14 protein-coding genes, 2 pseudogenes and 2 riboswitches are annotated in these 18,378 nt (G+C 36.2%); of the genes and pseudogenes, 9 read left to right on the top strand and 7 right to left on the bottom strand.

Annotation, left to right across the window (positions count from 1 at the left end):
* Window positions 1-27 precede the first annotated feature (27 nt).
* Together ASO14_RS12895 and ASO14_RS12890 are read right to left on the bottom strand one after the other, a co-directional pair.
* Window positions 28-849: a MetQ/NlpA family ABC transporter substrate-binding protein gene (locus ASO14_RS12895; protein ID WP_068456119.1), complete on the bottom strand. Its 822-nt coding sequence runs from the start codon at window positions 847-849 to the stop codon at window positions 28-30.
* An 81-nt stretch (window positions 850-930) separates the two neighbouring features.
* Window positions 931-1,045: riboswitch (SAM riboswitch) on the bottom strand.
* A gap of 88 nt (window positions 1,046-1,133) precedes the next feature.
* Window positions 1,134-2,324, bottom strand: coding sequence for a pyridoxal phosphate-dependent aminotransferase (locus ASO14_RS12890; RefSeq protein ID WP_068456116.1), 1,191 nt, complete (start codon window positions 2,322-2,324; stop codon window positions 1,134-1,136).
* 113 nt (window positions 2,325-2,437) lie between these two features.
* On the opposite strand from ASO14_RS12890, the gene ASO14_RS12885 reads away from it, so the two are divergent.
* Together ASO14_RS12885 and ASO14_RS12880 are read left to right on the top strand one after the other, a co-directional pair.
* Entirely contained in the window at window positions 2,438-3,226 is a 789-nt protein-coding gene (locus ASO14_RS12885) for a carbon-nitrogen family hydrolase (protein ID WP_068456113.1), read from the top strand.
* Between the two features lie 59 nt (window positions 3,227-3,285).
* Window positions 3,286-3,774: a tetratricopeptide repeat protein gene (locus ASO14_RS12880; RefSeq protein ID WP_068456110.1), complete on the top strand. Its 489-nt coding sequence runs from the start codon at window positions 3,286-3,288 to the stop codon at window positions 3,772-3,774.
* A gap of 4 nt (window positions 3,775-3,778) precedes the next feature.
* Here ASO14_RS12880 and ASO14_RS12875 read toward each other — a convergent pair whose 3' ends face one another.
* Together ASO14_RS12875 and ASO14_RS12870 are read right to left on the bottom strand one after the other, a co-directional pair.
* Entirely contained in the window at window positions 3,779-4,222 is a 444-nt protein-coding gene (locus ASO14_RS12875) for a hypothetical protein (protein WP_068456107.1), read from the bottom strand.
* A gap of 69 nt (window positions 4,223-4,291) precedes the next feature.
* On the bottom strand, window positions 4,292-4,954 hold the full coding sequence (locus tag ASO14_RS12870) for a hypothetical protein (RefSeq protein WP_068456104.1): 663 nt from the start codon (window positions 4,952-4,954) through the stop codon (window positions 4,292-4,294).
* A gap of 245 nt (window positions 4,955-5,199) precedes the next feature.
* Between ASO14_RS12870 and ASO14_RS12865 the strand changes: the two genes are divergently transcribed.
* The 3 genes and pseudogenes from ASO14_RS12865 (at window position 5,200) to ASO14_RS12850 (ending at window position 9,434) form a co-directional block, all read left to right on the top strand.
* Window positions 5,200-6,150 (top strand): L-threonine 3-dehydrogenase, encoded by a 951-nt coding sequence (locus tag ASO14_RS12865; RefSeq protein WP_068456101.1) that lies wholly within the window; start codon window positions 5,200-5,202, stop codon window positions 6,148-6,150.
* Between the two features lie 147 nt (window positions 6,151-6,297).
* Window positions 6,298-8,292 carry a TcaA NTF2-like domain-containing protein gene (locus ASO14_RS12860; RefSeq protein ID WP_068456098.1) on the top strand — a complete coding sequence of 665 codons (1,995 nt, stop codon included), beginning with the start codon at window positions 6,298-6,300 and terminating at the stop codon, window positions 8,290-8,292.
* A 231-nt stretch (window positions 8,293-8,523) separates the two neighbouring features.
* Window positions 8,524-9,434: pseudogene (locus ASO14_RS12850) on the top strand (AMP-binding protein).
* A gap of 49 nt (window positions 9,435-9,483) precedes the next feature.
* On the opposite strand, the gene ASO14_RS12845 reads toward ASO14_RS12850, so the two are convergent.
* The gene (locus ASO14_RS12845) at window positions 9,484-9,972 is read right to left on the bottom strand and encodes a QueT transporter family protein (protein WP_411257889.1); all 489 of its coding nucleotides are present in this window, start codon (window positions 9,970-9,972) and stop codon (window positions 9,484-9,486) included.
* A 6-nt stretch (window positions 9,973-9,978) separates the two neighbouring features.
* Window positions 9,979-10,023: riboswitch (PreQ1 riboswitch) on the bottom strand.
* Window positions 10,024-10,269: 246 nt separating this feature from the next.
* Here ASO14_RS12845 and ASO14_RS12840 point away from each other — a divergent pair.
* Genes ASO14_RS12840 through ASO14_RS12830 form a run of 3 tightly spaced genes read left to right on the top strand, consistent with a single transcriptional unit; the run spans window position 10,270 to window position 13,097 of the window.
* Entirely contained in the window at window positions 10,270-11,259 is a 990-nt protein-coding gene (locus ASO14_RS12840; protein WP_068456086.1) for an ABC transporter substrate-binding protein, read from the top strand.
* A 16-nt stretch (window positions 11,260-11,275) separates the two neighbouring features.
* Window positions 11,276-12,307 (top strand): ABC transporter permease, encoded by a 1,032-nt coding sequence (locus tag ASO14_RS12835; protein ID WP_068456084.1) that lies wholly within the window; start codon window positions 11,276-11,278, stop codon window positions 12,305-12,307.
* Window positions 12,300-13,097: an ABC transporter ATP-binding protein gene (locus tag ASO14_RS12830; RefSeq protein ID WP_068456081.1), complete on the top strand. Its 798-nt coding sequence runs from the start codon at window positions 12,300-12,302 to the stop codon at window positions 13,095-13,097. Before ASO14_RS12835 ends, ASO14_RS12830 begins: the two co-directional genes overlap by 8 nt.
* A 136-nt stretch (window positions 13,098-13,233) precedes the next feature.
* Here ASO14_RS12830 and ilvA read toward each other — a convergent pair whose 3' ends face one another.
* Window positions 13,234-14,496: a threonine ammonia-lyase IlvA gene (gene ilvA, locus ASO14_RS12825; protein WP_068456078.1), complete on the bottom strand. Its 1,263-nt coding sequence runs from the start codon at window positions 14,494-14,496 to the stop codon at window positions 13,234-13,236.
* A 178-nt stretch (window positions 14,497-14,674) separates the two neighbouring features.
* Here ilvA and ASO14_RS12820 point away from each other — a divergent pair, with 178 nt between their 5' ends.
* Window positions 14,675-16,909 (top strand): ATP-dependent helicase, encoded by a 2,235-nt coding sequence (locus ASO14_RS12820; RefSeq protein WP_068456075.1) that lies wholly within the window; start codon window positions 14,675-14,677, stop codon window positions 16,907-16,909.
* 56 nt (window positions 16,910-16,965) lie between these two features.
* Here ASO14_RS12820 and ASO14_RS12815 read toward each other — a convergent pair.
* Window positions 16,966-18,333: pseudogene (locus ASO14_RS12815) on the bottom strand (DHA2 family efflux MFS transporter permease subunit).
* Window positions 18,334-18,378 lie beyond the last annotated feature (45 nt).

Raw genomic sequence — 18,378 nt, 5'->3', positions numbered from 1 at the left:
ATGACTCCTCCTTTTCAATCTAACCGTTTACTTATCGAATACAGGGATTACTGCACCGTCAAATTCATCTTCAATGAATTTTTTCACTGTCTCTGAGTGATAAGCTTTAACGAATTTTTTCACATCTGCGTCATTTTTATGTGATTCTTCTACAACAATTGCGTTGATATGTGGTGAATCTGTATTTTCACGTAGTAGCGCTGTTTTTGGATCAATGCCTGCTTCTAAAACGAAGTTCGTATTAATCATTGCTGCATCTACTTCGTCTAATTGACGTGGTAATTGTGAAGCTTCTAGTTCTACAAATTTAAATTTATTTTTGTTTTCTGCAATATCTTTTGGTGTTGCCAATTTATCGCCAGTATCTTTTAGAGAAATAACTTTTTTGCTTGCTAGTACTTGTAAGGCACGATCACCATTCGCTGCATCATTTGGAATTGCGATTGTTGAACCCGCTTTTAAATCTTCTAATTTCTTCACTTTTTTCGAATATAAACCCATTGGCGTTAAAATTGTTGTACCAACTGATACAAGGTTTTCATTTTTCTCTTTGTTGAAGTTTGCTAAGAAAGTTAGTGTTTGGAAACTGTTTGCATCCAAGTCGCCTTCTACAAGAGAAGTATTCGGTAATACATAATCAGAGAATGCTTTAATCTCAACATCTAAACCATCTTTTTTCGCTACTTCCGCTGCTTTTTTTGCGATTTCTTCGTGTGGTCCGCCCGTTACACCTAATACTAATTTGTTATCTTCGGCTGCTGCTTGGCTATCTTCTGTTTTCTTCCCACATGCTGCTAATACTGATGCTGATAATACAAGTGATAATACGATTCCTGTTGCTTTTTTCATAAATAAAACGCTCCTTTTTGTATGTAGCATATAAAAAAACCTCTCTTAACAAAAAGAGAGGTGAAAGTGTTGGTTTTACCTCTCTTATCTATCAAGATTTTGTCATCTTGCTGGAATTAGCACCTTTCACAATACCGATGTATTGGAAGGTTGCCGAGCTTCATAGGGCCAGTCCCTCAGCTACTCTTGATAAGAGATTTTATATTTTTATATAACTATTTGATATATTCAATCTATAGTTAATTTTCAGTAAAGTCAAACATTATTTTCTTGAGAAAACAAAATTAATGCACTTTCGAGCGAAAAACAGTCGAAAATTCAGGTAGATGTGCAATACGTTCTACAGCTTCAACTAATCGTTCAGGCGATACGAGTAAACCAACGCGAACGTAACCCTCACCATGTAGACCGAATCCATTACCTGCTGCAACTGCAACAGAAGCGTTCTCTAAGAGAAGATCTGCAAAAGTTTCACTCGTATAACCCTCAGGCACTTTTAACCAAGCAAAAAAGCTACCCGCAGGTGCAGTGACAGACCATCCAACCTTTGAACATGCTTGAATCAATGCTTCACGACGAGCTTCATATACAGTTAATTGTTCTTCTACACAATCTTGTGGACCTGTTAATGCATGTGCTGCGGCAACTTGAATCGCTGGGAAAATGCTGCAATAAAGGTGATCTTGTAGCAAATTAAGTCCTGCAATCACTTCTTTATTTCCGACAGCAAAGCCAACACGCCATCCTGCCATATTATACGTTTTCGATAAGGTATAAAATTCAACACCGATCTCTTTTGCACCTTCTGTTTGTAAAAAGCTAGGTGGTTTTACATCATCAAAACCAAGCGCTCCATAAGCGAAGTCATGCATAACAACGAAGTCATGTTGTTTTGCAAGCTGTACCGTTTCTTCAAAAAATGCAGGTGTCGCTGTAGCACCTGTAGGATTATTCGGGTAATTCAAATACATCAATTTTGCACGTTCTAAAATATCAGGTGCAATTTCCGCATAATCAGGTAAAAACTGATTTTCAGCAAGAAGTGGCATCGTTTCAAAGTTTACATGACTAAGTGCGACACCTGATAAATAGTCGGGATAGCCAGGGTCAGGAAGTAACATGGTATCGCCAGCATTTAAGAGTGTCATCGGCAGTTCTACTAGACCAGCTTTCGCACCGAATAGCACAGCGACTTCTGTTTCAGCATCGAGTGTTACATCATATTCACGTTTATAAAATGTCACAATCGCCTCTTTTAATTCATCAATTCCACGAAACGGTGAATATTTATGATTCGCGACATCGGCTGTTGCCTCTTGCATCGCCTTGACGATATGAGGAGGTGTCGGGCGGTCTGGATTTCCCTGACCTAAATTAATAATATCGTGACCTTCTGCAACTTTTTCGGCTACACGTTTTGCGAGTTTCGCGAAAAATTGTTCAGGTAATTTTTTGAGTAAATCAGAATAAGGCATTTGGTTGCCTCCTTTGGCTTTTTTGTTATGATAGAGAAAGAAATATTCTGAATAGTAGAAGTTTTATCGTGAATCATAATACTTTTCAGAAAAAAAGTCTAGGTGGTGGAGAGATGAAATTAGGTTGTATTCAGCTACAAGTTGCTTTTGGCGATGTTGAAAAAAATTTTTCTCGTGTGGAAGAATTAATTCGAGAAGCTGCAAATAAAGGGGCGGAAATTGTCATTCTACCAGAGATGTGGAATACAAGTTACGCACTTGAAAAACTTGAAGGTCTTGCGGATGTTGACGGAGAAAGAACAAAAGCCTTTTTATCACAATTAGCAAAAGAATTGTATGTTCATATTGTGGGCGGTTCAGTCGCAACGAAAAAGGGCGACAAATTCTATAATACGATGCTCGTCTACAATAATGAGGGTGAGCTAGTAGGCGAATACGATAAAGCACACTTATTCCGCTTGATGGATGAACACTTGCATTTATCTTCTGGTAACACACAAAATAATTTCAAACTGGGTGATTTAGATGCGGCAGGTGTGATTTGCTACGATATTCGTTTCCCAGAATGGTTACGTCTACACGCATTAAACGGCGCAAAAGTATTATTCGTTTCAGCGCAGTGGCCAACTGCACGAATTGATCATTGGAAAACATTATTACAAGCACGTGCAATTGAAAATCAATGTTTTGTGGTAGCAGTCAATCGCATTAGTCGCAATAAAGATAACTTTAACGGACAGTCGATGGTAATCGAACCATGGGGTGAAATTTTATGGACTGGTGGAGAAGATGAGGAATTAGCGATTGTCGACGTTGATTTTTCAAAAGTTGATGAAGTGCGCACACGTATTCCAGTCTATGATGATCGCAGACCAGAATTGTATCAAGATGTATTGAAATAAAAAATGAAGCTAGGGCTGATACGTCCTAGCTTTTTCTTTTGAAAGAGGGAGATATGAACATGAAAGAAGCAAAGCTTTTAAAGGCGATTGAACTAAGGAAGTTAGGACAGAAAGAGGAGTCAAATCAGATTTTGCAAAAATTAGCTGATGAATACCCAGCAGATGCAATCATTCAATACCAGTGTGCATGGAGTTTTGATGTTCTGGGACAAGAAATAGCAGCAGTTCCTTTTTATGAAAAAGCGATTGCACTTGGATTACCCGAGGAAGATTTACAAGGTGCTTACATCGGTCTAGGTAGTACGTATCGTACACTCGGGGAATATGAAAAATCACATCATACTTTTTTAAAAGGATTACAGTTATTTCCACGAAATCAAGCAATTCATGTATTCCATGCGATGACTTTATATAATTTAGAACGCCATGAAGAAGCAATGAATCGCTTATTAACAAGTTTAGTAGAGACAACGAATGATGAAGAAATAAAAAGTTATGAAAAAGCGATTCGATTTTATAGCCAACAATTGAATCGCATATGGTCATAACGCGCTACTTAGAGATTCGATTTTGTTTATTTTCTTGTATTTTGTTCGTTACATCGAGTAGTCTTTTCGCTAGTTTTGGCTCGATAATCTCATAAACTGTATCAGTATCTTGTGTTGGGATTGTTATGTAGTTATTTTCATAAATGAAAAGTTGAAAAGAGCCACCAGCACCTGAGAATGAAATACTTGTGTAGTTTTTAGGGTCTTTGATTTTTGCTTTTTTTACAGACATTGATTCTACTAAAGAAAGTAGCGCGGAAGAATCATTTGAAGTAATTTGATAAATTTGATCTTCAGGTGAAATGAGTGTATTTGCTTTTACTTTAGAGAGTTGAATCTTAGTTAGAACATCGTGCTGTAAAGATTGTTCTTTCGGTGTTTTGGCTACGACCACATAGGCAGTTAAGCTAACACATAAAAGAATTAGGATGAAAAATATTTTTTTCATATTTTGACACCTCCTATTATAAAATACCATAAAAAGGAATCTCGCTGAAATTTCAGCGAGATTCCTTTTTTATACACTCAAACAAAATGGTAAATTAAATGTTTTGCTTGGCTTTAATTTTTCAAAGAGATGATAGAGCATATAGTATTCAATACCGCGCGTTCTTTTCAGTGCGTTGGAAGAGCGACGTGTAAATTCATCGAGTTGTTGTTTAGAGAATGCTTGCAATGCGAGAAGTGTATCTCTGCGCCATTTACTTTGAAGGCGATGGATATAATCATTCGCTTTCGCGTGATTCCCACGTTCGATTTCAATTTGTGCCAAAGTATAATAACGAATTTCTGCTTTTTGAATTTTCTCTGCTTCAAAAAAAGCTGCATCATAGCGTTTTTCTAACAGTAATAACAGTGATTTGAAATAAGGATATTCTTGTTCATACACAGGGTTTTGTAATAATTGTTCGAGGATTTTTTTCTGTTGAGGAGCGCCATCGTGAATAGCGATATAAAAATGTGAGTAGAGAGAAGAAGTTTGTTTTTGTGATAAAAAACGATCGATTTTTCGTATATTTCGCGTACCGAAAATAGTATATATTTGCGGTAGCATTGTAAATAAAAAAAGATAAAACATCATAATCAAGACGAGAACAAATGGATGTAATCCGAAATCATTTAAAAAACTACACAGTAAGAAAGCGCCTAAAAAAATAAAAATAAGGTGTAAACGTTGCATCGCTTTTTCCTCCTTTAATGTAGTAACTATAAAATACCCCTTCATGTAGAATGCAAACTGTTCTCTTGAAAAAAACAATTTGTTGAATTTTAGAAATAGAACGCTTATAATGATTTTACTAAGAAATATTGATTTTAAAGGGTTTTGGGAACGTGTTAAATGTCCTTTCTGAAAATTCAAATGTATGCTCAGAAAAGATGTCCTTTGGAAAAACACAAATGTAAACGCAACGAGGAGGAAAAAAGATGAAGAAAATAATGATTACAGGCGCGTGCGGTCAAATCGGCTCAGAGTTAGTGGAGAAATTACGAAAAGAATACGGACGTGATAATGTTTTAGCGACAGATATTCGTAAACCTGCACACTCGACAGGTCCTTTTGAAATATTAGATGTGATGGATGCGGAAAAGATGTTACAATTAGCAACTGATTTCCAAGCAGACACATTGATGCACATGGCAGCTTTATTATCAGCTACAGCTGAAAACAACCCCGTATTTGCATGGAACTTAAATATGGGTGGGCTAATGAATGCACTTGAAGTAGCACGTAAATTAGATCTTCAATTCTTTACTCCAAGTTCAATTGGTGCATTTGGTCCAACAACACAAAAAGAAAATACACCACAAGATACATTACAACGTCCAACAACGATGTATGGCGTAAATAAAGTAGCTGGGGAATTACTATGTGACTACTACTATACAAAGTTTGGTGTTGATACACGTGGTGTTCGTTTCCCAGGATTAATTTCAAATGTGACGCCTCCTGGTGGTGGTACGACAGATTACGCAGTGGATATTTACTATAAAGCAGTTACAGAAGGCAAGTACACATCATATATTGCAGAAGGAACATACATGGATATGATGTATATGCCAGATGCGCTTGATGCCATTGTTCAATTGATGGAAGCAGATGCAGACAAATTAGTACATCGTAATGCATTCAATATTACAGCGATGAGTTTTGAACCAAGCGAGATTGCGGCATCGATTAAAAAGTACATTCCTTCATTTGAAATGGACTATGATGTAGATCCTGCACGCCAAGCGATTGCAGATAGCTGGCCAGATTCACTCGATTGTTCAGCTGCAAAAGAAGAATGGAGTTTCCAAGCAAAATATGATTTAGACCGTATGACACAAGACATGCTGGAAAAACTAACGAAAAAATTACAAAATGAAGCTTCGTAAATAGAGAAAGAGATTGCTACTCAAGCAGTCTCTTTTTATTTATTATAAAAAATTACTATTTTTCTTTATAAATATTGCTCATAAGGTTGTTTCGTTAGTACATATTGCTTAAAATAAAACTTAATGGCTAAAATTTGGAGGAGAAATATGAAAAACAAATGGAAATTTTTCATTGCAAGTGGCGCATTTGCTTTATTGTTAGCTGGTTGTGGTAAAGAAAGTACAAATCAAAAAACACAAGTATCTGAAACAGCGGAACAAACATTTATGATGTACAAACAACAACATATGAATGAGGATAGTTTAGGTAGCGGAGATTTATATATACATAAAATAGGACAAAAAGAAGATGAAAAAATTGCAAGTGACGTATTAGAACAGAACTTCCACTATAACGTAGAAAAAGACTATGTTTTATACCTATCTGATGATTATGACTTATATAAGGTTGCTTCAGGAACGTCAAAAGAAAAATTAGCAAAAAATGTTGTGACATTTGAACAGCTAAATAATAGTGATATTATTTTTTACCGTGATCAAGACGAGAATCTATATAGTATCGATTTAGGTCAAAAAGAAGTAGTTACTGAAAAAATTGGGAACGGTGTGTCGCAGTATACACTAAAAGACAAACAAATTTATTATGTAAGTAAAGATCAGGACCTTCTTGTTTATAATTTAGAAACACGTGAAGAAAAAACTATAGCAGAACAAGTGAATGCTTTTAAATTTAATGGAGAAGAACTATTTTATACAAATGAAGATAACATGTTATTTTACAAAGAAAATGAAGATAAAGAGGGCGTAAAAATAACTGGTGACAGTGTCGGGCTGTATATGGTTGAAAAGGATGCAAATGATATTTATTTTGTTTCAAATGAAAATGAAGATAATAGTCTTAAAGTAAGCGATATGAAGGATCAAAATCGTACATCAAAAATTGCAGATGATGTAATTGATTATCAAGTGGTAGATCACGAGACAATTTATTTAACAGGTGATGGTGATTTATTCACAACAGCTAAGGATCGTGACACATCGAAAAAGTTAGCAACAGATATTTCGAATTTCTCTGTACACAATGGTGAAGTATATATGCAAGATGAAGACGAAACATTGTATGTGCTAAAAGATGAAAAACAGCAAAAAATTGCCTCAAATGTAGAAGAATCATATATTTCAAAAACAGGTGAAGTTGCTTATTTAACTAAAGATCATGATTTAATGGTAGACCATCAAAAAATTGAATCAGATGTACAGAGTATGGCGAATATGAATGATACAGTTGCGTATGCAACGGAGGAGAATAAATTATATTATATGAATTTGGGTAATGTTGACGATGTGAAATTAGTCTCAGATGAACTTAATCATTATTCAACAGTTAGTTATTTGAATAAAGAAATCTATCGTAATACGCTTTCTTTTAAAGACATCGCAGGCTATTGGAAAGCAACAGATAGTGAAGAACCAAATTATGTTGTCATAAAAGAAAATGGTGATTTTTCAACGATGTATAGCGAAAAGCCAATTCGTTTGAAAATCGAAAAAGATAGTGCTTCATTTATGAACTTTGTAGCAGTTGGTAAGACAAGTGGCGAAGATTTGGCTGCAGATTTTACATTAGAAGACGATAAATTGACAATTCATTATTCATCATCAGAAGATGGACAGAAATTTGAACGTGTAGCAGAAGCTTCTGTTAAAGCAGCTATGAAACAATATCAACAAGAACAAACAGCGCAAGAAAAACGTGAGCAAGAACACGAATTAGCAATTGAAGAAGAAGAGATTACAAATGAGATGGATCAAACGGTTAGAAGTTATCTATCAGAATTTAGTTATGCAATGAATTCTGGTGATACAAGTAGTTTATCAAGCTATATTTCACCAAGTTCTAGTTTTTATAAAAGCCAAAAACAATATATTGAAAATAGCTTCGATAAAGGTAATGGTGTAAATGAAAATAATACAACAATTGTGAATCATGAGAAAATAAATGACAGTAAGTATCATGTAAGTGTTGATGAAGATTACACAATTTATAAAGAAGATGGTTCTTCGAAAGATGCTGTATATACAAATGTTTATACGGTAGAACGATTTGATAATGGTTGGTATATTACAGGGTTAAATGAATAAAAATAAAAACGAGGGTGGACGAAAATCCATACCTCGTTTTTAAAGTTGTTAAAACTGAATTACCATTCATAAAAATACAATTCAATTCTTTAAAAGGTTAAAATATTCTCTATAATAATCAATTATTTTCTCTTAAAAAGCTGTTTTTGTCAGATTTTACTTTTCCTTTTTTTGTACAATGACATGTAGTAATACCAAAAATAGAATTCGACGAAGGGGAGAATGATTCGTATGATGGGTACACCTTTAGTATTGACGAGTTTTTTTCAAAAGGGCAGAAACGTATTTTAAGCGCAAGCCGATTATTTCGTGCACATCGGATACAAAGATTAACGTACGCTGATTTTGCAGTTCGTACAAAAAAGTTAGCTGCTGTACTCGAAGATTTTGGTTTACAGAGAGGAATAAAAATCGGTTCATTCGTTTGGAATCATCATCGTCATTTAGAAGCATATTTTGCGGTTCCTTGTTCAGGTGTGGTGCTTCATATGGTGAATATTCATTTAGCACCAGAGCATCTCCTTTATATTATCAACCATGCAAAAGATGAGATTCTATTAGTGGATGACGATTTATTACCGATTATCGAAGAAATCTATATATCACTCATCGACCATGGGATGCGCATCATTAATGAAAATGGTGAAGTTCCGTGGGACGGTAAAACAATGGGTGAACTTATGATACGTGGTCCATGGGTGGCAGATGAATATTACGAAGATGAGCGTACAGCAGATGCCTTTCGAGATGGCTGGTTATACACAGGTGATATCGCAGTTCGTACACCACAGGGCTATATTAAGATTACCGATCGTACAAAAGATTTAATTAAGAGTGGCGGGGAATGGATTTCTTCTGTTGATTTAGAGAATGCGCTCATGACACATGATGCCGTATTTGAAGCAGCAGTGATTGCAGTTCCTCATCCGAAATGGCAAGAACGACCACTTGCTTGTGTTGTAACGCATGAAAAACCAGCAGATGAAGCGGCTTTAAAAGCCCAGTTGTTGGCTTATTTAGAACAAGATTTTGCGAAATGGTGGCTTCCAGATGATGTTTTATTCTTAGATGAAATTCCAAAAACATCGGTAGGTAAATTCCTAAAAGCAAAATTACGTGACGAAATTAACGAATATATTTAAGCATGAAAAAATACCACGCTGTCTTATAGACACTGTGGTATTTTTTCATTTACGCATCCATTAACTTTTTAAAATGAACGCGTTTGTTTATAAGTAACATGATTGGAATCGCGATCAGCATAACGATAGCTTCACCAATTGCGACTGTTAACCAAGTATAGCCGAATGGTAAATCGAAAATGATGTTTAATTCCCATGCGATGAGCCACATCATGAATGAGAAGACAACCGTATTAAAAATCATACGTGCCACAATTGATTTGATGAATTTTGCGGATAGGATTGTAATACCTAATGATAAAGCAGTCTGCCCTACGCCGAATAATAAATCAATCGGTCCATTCGGTGAAAAGAGGTTAGTAATAAACACACCAATCACGATGGCATAAAAATATTTTTTATTAAACACAATTAATTGATTTAAAATCTCACTAAAGCGTAATTGAATCGCTCCAAATGAGAGTGGTGCAAGAAGAAGTGATACCGCAATGTAGACAGCTGCGATAATACCACTTGTCGCAAAAAATTTCGTTTTCATATTCATTTCTCCTTAGTTTTTTTTCGTGGGATGGTTACGAACCACGTTGAACATACTTCATCATAAACACATCAAAAAACAATGTAAAGAATTATTTCATAGGCAAATAATTCAGAAAAATTAATTTTGGACAAATTCTTTCAAACATTGATGCACCAACGCTTTAACGCATTAAACCTCAACGATTTAGTGTATAAAATTTTCGAAACATTCATAATCTTATTGACTATTCAATTTTACGACTGTAATATAACAATAATTAAGGTAGAAAGCTACATATATTAGGAGGGTTTATAGATGAAGAAAAAGAGTATGTTGTTGTTACTCGTAACAGCAGCCATCATGCTAGTCTTAGCTGCTTGCGGTAAAAAGGACGAAACGCAAGACGAAAAGGCAAATGCAGATGAGAAAACGTATAAAGTTGGTATTTTACAATATGTAGAACATCCATCTTTGAATGAAGCAACAAAGGGTTTCAAAGCGGCACTGAAAGAATCAGGGTTAAAGGTAGAATATGACGAACAAAATGCACAAGGTGATCCAGCGAACAATACAACAGCTGCGAATAATTTAGTTGGTGCAGGAAATGACCTAATTTTCGCTAATGCGACACCTTCAGCACAAGCAGTTCAAACAGCAACAGCTGATATTCCTGTGCTATTTACATCTGTAACAGATGCAGTGGGTGCAGAATTGATTCAATCAATGGAAAAACCAGGAGCGAACGTAACAGGAACAGTAGATACACATCCTGAAGCGATTCCGAACACAGTGAAGTTCATTGCAAATGAATTAAAAGCAAAAAAATTAGGTATGGTGTATAACGCAGGTGAGCAAAACTCACGCGCACAAGTTGATATCGTGAAAAAAGAAGCGAAAAAATATGGTGTAGAAGTAGTAGAAGCTTCTGCGAATACATCAGCAGACGTAAAACAAGCAACAGAATCATTAGTAAGTAAAGTAGATGCTTATTACATCATTACAGATAACACAGTGGTTTCAGCACTTGATTCTGTATTAGATGTAGCAACAGATAAAAAGATTCCAGTTATGGTTGGGGAACTTGATTCAGTGAAACGTGGCGGTTTTGGCGCATACGGTTTCAGCTATTATGATATCGGTTATGAAGCAGGTCAAATGGCTGTTCAAATCTTAAAAGATGGTAAGAAGCCAGCTGATATTCCAGCAGCATACCCAGCTAACTTAAAATTCGAAGTAAATAAAGAAACTGCTGATAAATTAGGCATTAAAATCAACAAAGAGTGGAACGCAGAAGAAGTAAAATAAGAGGAGATGATTCTACATGTTTGTAGCGGTATTTGGCTCTGTAGAGCAGGGAATCATCTATGCAATTATGGCGCTCGGAGTGTATCTTACATTCCGAGTTTTAGATTTTCCCGACTTAACAGTAGACGGTAGCTTTGTAACAGGGGGCGCGACAGCTGCGACGATGATTACACTTGGATATGATCCAATCATCGCAACACTGTGTGCAATTTTAGCAGGTTTTATTGCAGGAAGTATTACAGGTATTTTGCATACAAAAGCAAAAATCAATGCACTATTAGCAGGGATTTTAATGATGATTGCATTGTATTCGATTAACTTGCGTATTATGGGTTCGACACTTGAAAATGGAATTGGGCGACCAAATATTCCATTATCAAATGCGACAACACTTTTCACAGAGATTAGTGCATTTTGGAAGAGCTTAGGTATTGATGATGCCATTAATAATATGTTGCGTGGAATTGGATTTGAACAAACACCGAATACATGGGGGACAGTATTCTTCATGGTGATTGTGACCTTTGCGATTAAATTTGCGGCAGATTGGTTCTTGAAAACTGAAAGTGGTCTCGCATTACGTGCTACAGGTGATAATAAGAAGATGATTCGTAGTTTTTCAGCGAATACAGATACATTGATTATTTTAGGTTTAGGGCTATCAAATGCTTTAGTTGCGCTATCAGGTGCATTAATTGCACAGTATAGTCGTTTTGCAGACGTACAAGCAGGTGTTGGGATGATTGTGAGTGGTCTCGCTTCTGTTATTATCGGTGAAGCGATTTTTGGTACAAAGAGTGTTATGCGTACAACATTAGCTGTTGTATGTGGTGCAGTCATTTACCGTATTGTGATTGCACTTGCCATGCAAATCAAAATCTTCGATACAGGAGATTTAAAATTATTAACAGCTGTCATTGTAATTATCGCACTTGTATTACCACGCGTAATTGATAAGCGTAAAGAACAGAAACGAAAAGCAAAACGAAAAGCCGAGAAGTTGGCGATGCTAGCGCAGGCGAAAAAGGAAGGTGAGACCATTGCTTAAATTAGAGCACATTAATAAGATTTTTAATGAAGGTACACCAGATGAAAAAGTAGCACTACAAGATATTCAATTAAGTTTAGAACCAGGTGATTTCGTAACGATTATTGGGAGTAATGGGGCAGGTAAGTCGACAATGATGAACATGATTTCAGGGGCATTAACACCCGATTTAGGTTCGATTCATATTAATCATCAAGATGTGACGCGTTTACCAGAATATAAGCGCTCACGCTATATTGGGCGTGTCTTCCAAGATCCAATGGCGGGTACTGCACCGAATATGACGATTGAAGAAAACTTGGCGATTGCCTATTCACGTAATAAATCGCGTGGTTTACGCATTGGCGTAAATCGTAAAAGAAAACAACTGTTTAAAGAAGCACTTGCTTCACTTGGACTTAATTTAGAAAATCGTCTATCTGCAAAAGTAGGTTTATTATCAGGTGGGGAGCGACAGGCACTATCATTATTAATGGCGACCTTTACAAAACCAGATATTCTCTTGTTAGATGAACATACAGCGGCACTTGATCCATCACGTGCGGCACTTATTACGAACTTAACAAAAGAACTAGTTCATAAAGATAACTTAACGACATTGATGATTACACATGATATGCAGCAAGCCATTGATTTAGGGAATCGACTTATTATGATGGATAAGGGACAAATTATTTTAGAAGTGAGTCCAGAAGATAAAGTGAATTTAACGATTCCAGATTTAATGGAACAGTTCCAAAAGATTCGCGGCGAAAAGATGGTATCAGACCGCGTACTGTTGGCGACTTAAATCCATATATAAAAGGAGGATGGGACAGAACATCTCATTTTCCTTTTTTAGAGTTCACAACGAAAAACTGGAACCGCACAATAGCGCGATTCCAGTTTTTTTATACTTATATTCCAGCTTGTACTTTTGTCTAGCGTTAGACCAACAACGAAAATAATGTACTATCATTATTGACTTCCATATATTCAAAACCGTTCGATTGGAAGCGTTCAATGAGTGCAGCGTAATCGTTCGGGCGTTTTAGTTCGATGCCGACAAGTGCAGGCCCACTCTCTTTATTGTTCTTCTTCGTATATTCAAAGGTCGTGATATCATCTTCAGGCCCTAATACTTCTGTTAGGAATTGACGTAATGCCCCTGCTCGTTGAGGGAAGCTGACGATAAAGTAGTAGAGTAATCCTTCATGAATTAACGACTTTTCTTTAATTTCTTGCATACGACTAATATCATTATTTCCGCCACTAATAATGCATACAACTGATTTTCCTTTGATTTCATCTTTATAGAAATCAAGCGCAGCAACCGATAATGCGCCAGCAGGTTCAGCGACAACTGCTAATTTATTATATAGTTCTAAAATATGTGTACATACTTTTCCTTCAGGCACTGCTACGATATCATCCATGAATTGTTGGCAAATCTGATAGGTGAACTGACCAACACACTGAACAGCCGCACCGTCTACAAACTTATCAATTTTCGGCAAGTGAACAGGATTCGCCTCTTTGAAAGCAGCCTTCATGCTCGCAGCTCCAGCAGGTTCAACACCGATGACTTTTGTATTCGGCGATAAGTTTTTAATGTAAGTAGATACGCCAGCCATTAAGCCACCGCCACCAATACTCCCGAAAATATAATCAATTGGACGTTCAATATCATTCATAATCTCAACGGCAACGGTGCCTTGTCCAGCGATAATGTCAACATCATCGAATGGGTGAATGAAGATATGGTTCTCTGTTTCTGAAAAAGCTTGTGCGCTTTTCGCAGAGTCGTCAAATGTATCGCCAGATAAAATAACCTCGACAAATTCGCGGCCAAACATTTTCACCTGGTTAATTTTCTGTTTTGGAGTCGTTGTCGGCATGAAAATATGCCCGAAGATGCCTAATTGCGCACAGGCGTAAGCAACACCTTGTGCATGATTCCCTGCACTCGCACAGACCACACCGAATTCGCGTGCTTCTTCTTCGATGGATTTAATCTTATAGTACGCACCGCGTAATTTGAACGAGCGAACATGTTGTAAGTCTTCTCGTTTTAAATAGACGGTAGCTCCATATTTTTCGGATAGATAATCATTTTTTTGTAGTGGTGTGTGTGCGACGACATCCTTTAAAAATTGATGGGCGATCAACACATTTTCCACTGTGACGGTTTTTGCTTCTGATACAGTCATATTATTTTTCCTCCTAATGTCTAAAATATATTGTTTCATTGTAACATAAGAAAGTCTAAAATAATCAGTCAATTCAAAAGATTTAGCTTATTCCGAAAATGTAAGCGTTTTTATTTTAAACAAAGAAAAAACAAGAAATGTTACAATAGAAGAAGTGAATAAAAAAGGAGAATGACGAATGAACTTTTTCGAACGTATGAAGCAGCTGACAGGCGTCAGTCTCAATAATGTACAAAAACAAGCAGTGCGCTTTCATGAAGGGCCACTATTATTATTAGCATCACCTGGATCCGGTAAAACGACTACTTTGAATATGAAAATTGGTTATTTAATGCTCGTTAAAAAAGTGCCAGCCAAGCGTATTTTAGCGATTACGTTTAGTAAAGCATCGGCACGTGATATGGAAGAACGCTTTGAGCAATTTTTCGGACGTTTGACGAATGAGCGCGTAGCTTTTTCAACGATTCATAGTTTCGCTTATAAGGTTGTACGCGAATATTTTTATAAACATCAAATAGACTATACATTAATTGAAGGAAATGTGAGTGAAAACTTGCATAAGAAAGTCATCTTGCGGAATCTATTTTCAGAACAGGTCAAACAAGCACCGACTGAAGATGAGATGGATGAATTAGTGACATATATTAGTTTTGTGAAAAATCGTATGGTGGCGACAGATGAGGCACTTAAAAAAGTAAACTGCTCCATCGGTAGCGCCGCGAAAATCTTTCGAGCATATGAAGATTTTAAAAAGCAAAACGCTAAGCATGTCTTACTCGATTTTGATGATATGCTAACGTATTGCCTCGATATTTTACAGCGAGATGAAGAAATTCGCACGAAGTATCAACATTTATATGAATATGTTCTAACAGATGAATCACAAGATAATTCCGTCGTCCAACATGAGATTGTAACGATTCTAGCCGCTCCACAAAATAATTTATGTGTTGTCGCAGATGATGACCAATCGATTTTCATGTGGCGTGGTGCAGATGTAACGAAGCTCTTATCTTTCCAACAAACATATCCGAACGGGAAAGTTTTAACGATGGCTCAAAATTATCGTTCGACACCTGAAATTGTAGATACAGCGAATACATTCATAAAACGAAATCGCAATCGCTATGATAAGAAGATGTTTACGGAGAATCCAAAAGGTGAACCGATTACAATTCATAATATGCGACGTTATGATTTACAACTCAACTATGTCGTACAGGAAATTCAAAAATCACCAAATCCAAAAGAAGTTGTTGTCCTCTACCGTAATAATGCATCTGCCATTCGTCTCATTGATTTACTTGAGAAAAAAGACATTCCATTTTATATGAAAGATGTCGACGTAAAATTCTTTAAGCATTGGATTGTAGAAGATATTTTAAACTTTATGCGCCTTTCGTATAATGATCGTCGCGCAGATATTTTAGAGAAAATTTATACAAAAATGAATGCATATATTAAAAAAGCACAGATGCAAGTATTACTAAGAGATGGCGAAGATACTTCTTGTTTTGACCGCTTACAAAAAAATACTCATGCGCCGTATCAAGAACAAGCTTTAAGAAAAGCTAAAAAGAATATTCAGAAGATGAATACACTCCCGCCAGATGAAGCGATTCAGCTTATTAGACGCGATTTAGGATATGATAAAACGCTGAAAAATCGTGCAGAGCATTTAGGTTTTAATGAAGAAAATCTATTGAGTATCGTTAGTCAGCTAGAGCATATTGCTGAAGGACTGCCAACACTTGAAGCATTCGCAAAACGATTAAAAGAGTTAGAAGAAATTATGAAAACATCTCGTTTTAATAAAAATGAAAATGTCGCTACGCTATCAACGATGCATAGCTCAAAAGGACTCGAATTTGATACTGTCTACATGCTAGATTTAGTAGATGGTGTCATTCCGTCGAAAGATGATGTGAAGGCTTATAAAGCAGGCGACGTTGAAAAGATGGAAGAAGCTGTTCGATTATTCTATGTAGGTATGACACGTGCTAGAAAACATTTGGAATTACTTACGTATAATCAGAAAGACGAAGAAACAACACGTCCTTCAGCTTTCTTAGAAGATGTTAAAAAAATTCTTCTTGGTGAAGAAGTAGGCGAATTACAATTGAGTGATGTTGTGGAGAAAAGTGAGAATAAACGTCCAAAAGAAATCATCACGAATAAAAAGTTTCAAAAGAAGGTGGTACGTGAACTACCAAAAGATGCGATTCAACAACAGCAAGATTTACAACGTGGCTTAAAAGTTTTGCATCAAGTCTACGATTTAGGTTATATAAAAAAAGTGACTGACGATGAAATCGAGATTGTATTCGATCATTATGGTTCTAAAAAGTTCATGGTGGACTATTGTTTAACGAATGGTATGCTTCGTTTCGCAGAAGGTATATCACAAACATAAATAAAAAGCCGAAATTATGCTCTCTGGCGCAATTTCGGTTCTTTTTATTTTTTTACTTAATCTCGTCGTATATGTTGTTCTAATTCGAGTTCTTTTTTCCGCCCTGGAACGAAGAATACAACAATGAGAGCGAGTAGTGAGATTATAAACATCAGTTTATATGCATCATTTGTTGCAAGAACAGTTGCATCATGCTCATGGTAGTGCGCTTTTGTTTGAATGGAGTATACTGTAATAACAACTGCAGTTCCCATAGCACCAGCTAATTGACGAATTGTATTATTAACAGCAGAACCATGTGAACCTAATTCGAGTGGCAATGAATTGAGTGCAGCTGCGTTGAGCGGCATCGTAATAAAGCTTAAGCCAATTCGTAAGACCACAGTGCGCAATAATAAATAGAGGTAAGTGGTCGCCTCTGTTAAATTTGTTACTGCAAGCATAGAAACAGCGACAAGCGAGATACCAATGAAAAATAGTGGTTTAGGTCCATATTTATCTTGTAAAATCCCTGTTACAGGTGATAGTGCAGCATTAATCGCTGCTCCAGGGAATAATAGAATCCCTGCTTGTAAAGCTGTAAATCCACGTGAGTCTTGTAAAAACATCGGTAATAAAATTAAATCTGCATACATTAGAATGGTTACGACAACATTAATAATGGTTGTGATTGAAAACATCCGATAATGAAATACATTTAAATTAAGTAGAGGATTATTTGAACGAATTTGGACACGACAGAAGATGCTAACAATGATGAGTCCAATTAATGTGGTTGACCAGACAATAGGATCGCTCCACCCTTTACTTCCAGCGCTACTAAATCCAAAGAGTAATAAGGCAAAACCGGTTGTTGAGAGTAGCATACTACCAATATCTAATTTGGCGTTTTCGGTTTCTGTTACATTCACAAGAAGTTTTCAAGCTAAAAAGATAATGAGAATAGAAATGGGAATCATGCCAATAAATAACCAACGCCAAGAAGTATAATCAATAACTAAGCCTGATAATGTAGGGGCAATAGCAGGGGCAAAAATAATGGCAAAACCAATTTTCCCCATCACTGAGCCACGTTCTTCTGATGGATATAAATAAAGAATAACGGTCATTATAAGTGGTAAAATAATCGCTGCTCCAGCAGCCTGAATCATACGTCCAATTAAAAGTACGTTAAAAGAAGGAGCAGCTGCGCAGATAATAGAGCCAACTAATAAAAGAGTAATGGAACAAATAAATAAATCGCGTGTTGTAAAACGTTTCATTAAGTAAGCGGTTAAGGGAATGAGGACACCATTCACAAGCATAAATCCTGTTGTAAGCCATTGAATAGTGTCCGGGGAAACATCGAATACTTTCATTAGATGAGGCAATGCGACATTTAGTAGTGTTTGATTGAGTGCAGAAAAAAAGCAACCTACAATCATAACGAAAACAATTAGGTTTTTAGTTTTTTTAGAGAGTTCCTTTAC

Origin of the sequence: Kurthia sp. 11kri321 (genome assembly GCF_001534765.1) — a bacterium.
Taxonomy (GTDB): Bacteria; Bacillota; Bacilli; order Bacillales_A; family Planococcaceae; genus Kurthia; species Kurthia gibsonii.
This window is presented reverse-complemented; position numbering and strand designations above follow the sequence as displayed.